We start from the raw sequence: 5,424 nt of genomic DNA, 5'->3' as shown, positions 1-5,424 counted from the left end.
CGTTGCTGTTCCGTTGTAAAAAAATTCAATCGCGCCATTAATTCCTCTTTACTAAGCCATCGACTTAACTTCCGTATGTTGCCACTACACTAATTTGTCAAACTCAGGCTATCGCCATATTCTTGTTGTCACTTTAATAAATGCAGACAAATAATGACACCCATACTTTCAATTTGCATACCAACACTAAATCGAGCCCATTTACTCAAGTCAATGCTGTTCCAACTAGCCAGAGTCGTCGAGGGCTATCTAGACCGAGTTGAAATTGTTATTGCCGATAACGCTTCAATAGATGAGACAAAGAAGGTAGTTGAATCTTGCCCGCTTCCGATTCAATATGGATGCCAAAAAGAAACGGTTGGGTTCACTAAGAATGTATTATTTGCGACCACAGAACTAGCGAGAGGTGAGTTTATATGGATCGTTGGTGATGATGACCTTATTGTTCCCAGCGCGCTCAAGCATATTTTTGATTCTCTCGCGAGAGCCCCCGACGTCAGCTACCACTACCTCAACTTTGGTTGGATCAATATCGCCAAGAGAGATGAGATTATTTACGGGCAATCTGGCTACCCCAATGAAACGCAACTCAATAAACTTCAATTTAATGAAACATCTTGGCAACTACTCGACAAAATCGAATTATTGACTCAGCTTCCCTCTGACAACATCTCAGCCTCTTTTAGCGGCATTTTTTGTTTTATTTGTCGCCGACAATTATTTATTAGAGAACAGATAACATTAAATCCTACTGATAGCCTTGATGGCTCATCCACCAATATGAGTGATTGTTTTCCTCATGCAATGCTTACTCTCGCTCCTCTGGCGGGTGAGCCGATTGCTTATGTGGCTGAACCCTGTTTACTACAGGGCATCAACGGATGGGAGTGGGGAGGTTACGCTTATAAAAATATGATTTTGGGCACGTATCAGCTGTTTAGATGGCTGCAATCAACTGCGTTCGATCAGAATGCCCTAGAAATACTATGGAAGAGCTACTACTCCATGGCAGGCAGACTGTTTGCCCGGATGCAACATGAACCAGATCAACATAAAGGGGCTGAGCTGATACTAAAAGAAGCGATCCCTTACTCCACATCGCACCCTCAATTTTGGGATAGCTTGATTACCGAAATGAAAATGTTAATAAATATAGACAATGATGTTGAGGCGTTAGCAAGTTGGCTGAGGCAGGAGCTAACTCATCACCCACAAGCAAAGCTAGGGTTATGGGGTGTAGCCGGTAGAGGAACAAAACTATTCAGAAAACATCCCAATTTTCTGAGAAATCTCATTTGGATTACTGATAAAAATGAGCTGGAGCATGGTTTGCCTTTTCTGCAATCTGGACAGTCCATATCACAGCCAGAATCACAGAGAGGAATGGATATTGATATATTACTTATCGGAACACGCTCAGAGTTTGTAATTGATGTAGAAAATCACGTTTGCTCAATTAGCCCATCGCTCACCACGATTAGCGTGAACGGAATAAAAAGACACAAACACAACAATACAGCCATTCATAAAGCTTCTAAAACAGAATACAACGAGACCCAAAAGAATTAAAAAACCTTTACGTGAATTTTATGACGGAATTATTGATCATTATTTCTGAAACGAGCATAAGTCATCATTAAACATATTTTCCATCTCCATGGTTTTTCTAATTGCGGCACGAAGGTCTGTCCACACATCTAACCCTAGTTCATCTTTTGCAGTCGTAATATCTGGAACATAAACTTGGCGACTACTGCTTTGGTTAGCGCCCCCTTTCCCCACAAATATAGATTTATTTGGAGCAATAATTTGACGAATATGTTCAGCATGATCAATTAAGGATTTTACATCATCAGAACCGACATCGTAGGCTGCTTTATCTCTCCCATTGATAAGTATTTGTAATAGCCATAGCGCCATATCAGCCGCATAAAGGTAACTTCTCACAGGAGAACCATTGCCATGAATAGTGATACATTCATCATTTAAAGCACTTCTGATGAACTGTGCAACAGCAAGATGCTTTGGCAAAAGATAACCAATAAAAGCAAAACATCTGGCCAGTTTTAATTGACACATACTTCCTTCAGTTTCGCTAAGAGCGACCTGCTCCATGAGTTGCTTAGCGATACTGTAATAATTCGCTGAGTTTAATTTGCCTGGTTTTTGCGGAACATAATCAGACTCATATACTGCACCTGAACTGACTATCAAAATAGAATTTGCAGAAGCCATTTTCGCCTGTTCAATAACTCGCTTTGTGCCTCTTGTGGCAATATCAATCAAGTCACTACCATTTTTTAATTTATCTGGCCGAGTATCCATGGCTGCGTGAATAACATAGTCATAGACCTCGTTCTTGAATGGGAAATCTCTGATCTCTCCCTTAATTAGATGAAGCCACTTTTTACTTAAAAAGAAAGGGTGTCGCTGATAAAACTCATCAGGATGCCTAGATATACCCGTTACCTGTATATTAAACCCTTTGATATTTAGGCAATGAATCGTCATTAATATCCAATAGCCCATAAATCCGGTACAACCAGTGACGAAAAGGTGCTTATCGGATAACAAGGAGAAGTCAACAAACTCTAGGAGATGATTAATATCAGCCTGAGCTAACTCATCAACATTTAACTCAGAGAAATTTTCAGCCATTATAATTGCTTATAAAATGAAGCAGTTGTAATGGTGAATGGAACACAGTATTTGATGACTCCCAGTCCCCATACCCCCAGCCAGCAGCAACAAATGGCATAGAATTGAATGTAGCAGCTTGATAGTCGTCTAATTTGTCTCCGATATAAAGTGCTTCTTTTTCTTCAATATTATGTTCTTTCACCAACCTTTGGATAAGAAGCGATTTTTTTTGCTTTCCTAAGGGTAACTGATCGACGGCACCAATATCGGTGAAATACTTTGCTAGTGATAAATGTTCAATAACTGCCATGGTTGGTTCATAACGCTTGTTTGTTGCGATATATAGCTGATACCTCTGTTCATTTAACCAGGCTAATACTTCCTCTATCTCAGCATACATTGGCGTTTCTGTTGCCACACGGCTGTCATAAAAGCTTTTAAACGCGGTTGCCATGTTTTCGATGAGAACTTCATCTTCAGTATTTGCCAGCATGGCTACAGTGTCAGTAAGAGGAGGGCCAATTATCGACGCAGTTATCGGAACAGATGGTGTGATATTCAGATCCGACATGACCTGCTCATAACAATTGAGAATACATGGTGCCGAATCAATGATTGTGCCATCAAAGTCAAAAAGAATATGTTTTAAATTCATAGCTGGTACATCGTTATAATAGGATTTGGATAAATGTCACTAAGCACATGGTTAATGGCATTCTGAGATCGGTATGAAGAGACAAGAACAGGGATATCAGGACAGCGGTTTATTAATATTTCTGGCACATCAATCACCCATTTTCCCATCTGCTTACCCTGAAGATTTGTGTTGCCATCAACAATGCCAACAATATGTTGAGAAACCTGACAGTCATCGAGATAGGGTAGTAACCGTGCGGTATGGCTACCTGCACCATATATTATTACGGGCTGCCGAACCAATGACTTTATTTTACTTAAGCCTAGCTGCAATTTACTCTCAGACTCTGCCATGTATTCATCCAAAGCGGTATCAGTTGCGATGACATTATCTGTTTTTTGTTTACGCGAATAGAGGCTTAAAAGACTGTCCGTTGTTCCTGGAGGTAAATCCAAGATGTGAGACGTTATTGGATAAAAACCAAAGTTCTCCATTAATCTGTCCAAGGAACTTGCACTAAAAAATTGAATATGTTCCAGAGAGAACTCGCCATAGGGCTCAAAATCACCTCGTGTAAATCGCTCACAAGCAGGTACTTCAATCAGTATGCTGGCATCCTCTTTCACACTATTTAATAATAAGGTGAGATCATCATATAAGTTGGGCAGATGCTCCAATACTCCCATCAGACAGATTAAATCAGCCTCTATCAGCCGATTTAAAGACACTGCATTTTCCAAGCTCCCCGTTGTAATACAGGACAAACCATAAAGCTGGTTTGCTTGGTCGGCAGCATTTGGGGCTGGGTCAACGCCATAGATATTTGACCAACCACTCATCGAGAACCAGTTGAGTAACGTTCCATGTCCACACCCTAAGTCAAAAACTTTTTTATCCAAAGAAATATATGGCTGGATGAAAGAGATAACTTTCTCAGCTCTATAATTATCTATTTCTGGTATCGAGCTGGCAGAAAGAGTGACATCATATTTAGACAAAGATCGATAGTAAGACTGATACGATGATGCCTTAGGTAGCTGATTCGCATAATGAAATCCACAGTGACTGCAGGTTGTAACACTATAGCTCATGTCTCTACCATCAATGACAGCAAGTTGGTTCTCATACAAAACCGACAGATTCAATGTCCCACAAACCTGACAAGCCCTGTTCCAAGCGAAATGCTTATCAGCCATTGCTATTCACCCCCAGCAAGATATCGCTGAGATAATAGATATTATTTAAAGACACTTTTTTCTGAAGCAACTCGTCACGGATCTGCTCCTCATAACGAATACTCGCTATTAAAATGGGGCGTTGTTCATTTTTTTCATTTTCGAAAAGTATGACAGGTTTACCTCCCATCTCTTTTTTCATTGCATCATTATCGAATAATGATATGACGTTTAGATGGGGCATAATCGGCTCTATGTAGTTTTTAAAATCCCCACCCACACAAAAAACATCAAAGGGTTCATGTATCGTTTTTCTGATAGCTTCTATCAGGCTATCCTGTTTGTCTTTTCGAGACAGTGACAACTCAGCTACTAAGCGAATGCTATCGGTATAACTTGGTGATTCAAAAAAGCCGGTGCTCATCATCTTGATTATGAAGCCATGCCTTTGCAATAAAGCAGCTATTGAACTCATTCCAAATTGGTGAATATGTTCAGGGTTATTATCGTCCTCAACCCACGGATGCCCAGCGTTATTAGGCACCTCCAGAATCACTATTCCATTAGGCTTTAACCAATGTTTCCAATCTACAATGACAGCACTAAGATCAGAGATATGCTCCAATACATGAAAACTCATGATGAGATCAAACTTCCGTTCTTCGCTCACTTGATCAGCTAAACGGAACACACCGTCAAGAACTGTCATGGCTTGTATGACATCTTGCGAAATTTCAAAGCCATAGTATTCCAATTGATACTTTTCTTTAACTTTCTTGCCCAGCTCCCCTTCAGCACATCCGATCTCTAATACTGACATCCCTGTCCTTAAGTAAGGTGCCAAATACTCAACTCTCTCAAGAAGTTTTTTTTCTACGTATTTATCAGGAAGTTCATTTCGACCTGTTAATTTAATGTAATGTTTACTTACCCAATGGGGGTCAACATCTTTCCAAACATGATGGCAATGGG

General features: G+C 40.1%; 5 protein-coding genes. 1 reads left to right on the top strand and 4 read right to left on the bottom strand.

All coding sequences use genetic code 11. The features are described from left to right. The first annotated feature begins 153 nt into the window (after positions 1-153). Positions 154-1,569 carry a glycosyltransferase family 2 protein gene (locus tag B4K20_RS16775; RefSeq protein WP_289283792.1) on the top strand — a complete coding sequence of 472 codons (1,416 nt, stop codon included), beginning with the start codon at positions 154-156 and terminating at the stop codon, positions 1,567-1,569. A gap of 39 nt (positions 1,570-1,608) precedes the next feature. On the opposite strand, the gene B4K20_RS16770 is transcribed toward B4K20_RS16775, so the two are convergent. From B4K20_RS16770 to B4K20_RS16755, 4 genes are all read right to left on the bottom strand, one after another. Next, positions 1,609-2,658 carry an NAD-dependent epimerase/dehydratase family protein gene (locus B4K20_RS16770; RefSeq protein WP_289283791.1) on the bottom strand — a complete coding sequence of 350 codons (1,050 nt, stop codon included), beginning with the start codon at positions 2,656-2,658 and terminating at the stop codon, positions 1,609-1,611. Then, the gene (locus B4K20_RS16765) at positions 2,651-3,295 is read right to left on the bottom strand and encodes an HAD family hydrolase (protein ID WP_289283790.1); all 645 of its coding nucleotides are present in this window, start codon (positions 3,293-3,295) and stop codon (positions 2,651-2,653) included. The genes B4K20_RS16770 and B4K20_RS16765 overlap by 8 nt, the downstream gene beginning before the upstream one ends. Beyond that, positions 3,292-4,473, bottom strand: a complete 1,182-nt coding sequence (locus B4K20_RS16760; protein ID WP_286305609.1) for a class I SAM-dependent methyltransferase — start codon at positions 4,471-4,473, stop codon at positions 3,292-3,294. Before B4K20_RS16760 ends, B4K20_RS16765 begins: the two co-directional genes overlap by 4 nt. Further along, positions 4,466-5,424 (bottom strand): class I SAM-dependent methyltransferase (locus B4K20_RS16755; protein ID WP_289283789.1); only part of this gene is annotated, 959 nt, incomplete at its 5' end. The genes B4K20_RS16760 and B4K20_RS16755, both read right to left, overlap by 8 nt.

Origin of the sequence: Methylophaga sp. UBA5088 (assembly GCF_002414625.1) — a bacterium.
Classification (GTDB): domain Bacteria; phylum Pseudomonadota; class Gammaproteobacteria; order Nitrosococcales; family Methylophagaceae; genus Methylophaga; species Methylophaga marina.
Note: the sequence above shows the minus strand (reverse complement) of the source record. Positions and strands in the feature narration are given on the sequence as shown.

Bases quoted from the DNA above. Each gene is read 5' to 3' on its own strand.
- B4K20_RS16765 (WP_289283790.1), bottom strand. From the start codon at position 3,295: ATGAATTTAAAACATATTCTTTTTGACTTTGATGGCACAATCATTGAT.
- B4K20_RS16770 (WP_289283791.1), bottom strand. From the start codon at position 2,658: ATGGCTGAAAATTTCTCTGAGTTAAATGTTGATGAGTTAGCTCAGGCT.
- B4K20_RS16760 (WP_286305609.1), bottom strand. From the start codon at position 4,473: ATGGCTGATAAGCATTTCGCTTGGAACAGGGCTTGTCAGGTTTGTGGG.
- B4K20_RS16775 (WP_289283792.1), top strand. From the start codon at position 154: ATGACACCCATACTTTCAATTTGCATACCAACACTAAATCGAGCCCAT.